The organism is Desertibaculum subflavum, from assembly GCA_003576705.1.
Classification (GTDB): domain Bacteria; phylum Pseudomonadota; class Alphaproteobacteria; order Ferrovibrionales; family Ferrovibrionaceae; genus Desertibaculum; species Desertibaculum subflavum.
In genome coordinates this window covers 1-1033 of sequence record QOZS01000132.1, presented here as the reverse complement: position 1 = coordinate 1033, position 1033 = coordinate 1, and the positions used below count along the sequence as shown (strand labels likewise).

Below are 1033 nucleotides of genomic sequence, written 5' to 3'. Positions count from 1 at the left end.
CTAGGTGTTCAGTCCCGGAGTGTGGGGGAATCGGGCAAACTGCCCCTGCATTCCGGGAGGTGTTATGGGACAGGTACTTCACGGCAGCGCCACGACCACGCACGCTGTCCGAGCTGCGATACAGCGATCGAAGGCTCCGCTCCAGGAACTCGCCTCCCGACACGGGCTGAACCGGAAGACGGTGGCAAAGTGGCGCAAGCGGGCCTTCGTGCACGACGCGGCCATGGGGCCGAAGACACGCCGTTCGACGGTGCTTACGGCCGAGGAGGAAGCGGCCATCGTTGCCTTCCGCAGGCACACGCTCTTGCCGCTGGATGACTGCCTATATGCCTTGCAGGCGTCGATCCCGCATCTCACCCGATCGTCGCTGCATCGCTGCTTCCAGCGCCATGGAATCAGCCGGCTGCCGGAGGTCGAGGGCGACAAGGCAGCGGCCAAGCGGACGTTCCAGCGGTACCCCATCGGCTATTTCCATATCGACATCGCCGAGGTGAGAACCGAAGAAGGCAAGCTCCACTTGTTTGTGGCTGTGGACCGGACATCCAAGTTTGCCTTCGCCCAGCTGCGCGAGGTAGCGGACGTCAAGACCGCCGCAGCCTTCCTCAGGGCGTTGATCGAAGCGGTCCCTTACAAGATCCACACTGTGCTTACCGACAACGGCGTCCAGTTCTGTGACATGCCCTCGCGCCGCTCAGGCCCTACCGCACGCTACCGGCTGCATGTTTTCGATCGCATCTGCCGCGAGCACGAGATCGATCATCGCCTCACAAAGCCCAATCACCCATGGACCAATGGCCAGGTCGAACGAATGAATCGAACCCTGAAGGAAGCCACCGTCAGGCGGTATCACTACGTGGATCATCGTCAACTCCGCGAGCACATGGCTGCTTTCCTTGATGCCTACAACTTCGCCAAGAGGCTCAAGAGGCTCAACGGTCTCACGCCCTACGAACACATCTGCAAGACATGGGCGCACGAACCAGATCGATTCCGATACGATCCCACCCACCTCACATCGGGACTGAACACCTAG

General features: G+C 61.0%; 1 protein-coding gene. It reads left to right on the top strand.

Translation table 11 applies throughout. The annotated features are described in order from the left end of the window. Positions 1 to 64: 64 nt before the first annotated feature. A complete protein-coding gene (locus tag DT074_RS27845; protein ID WP_119423074.1) occupies positions 65 to 1033 on the top strand; it encodes an IS481 family transposase in 969 nt (322 codons plus the stop codon).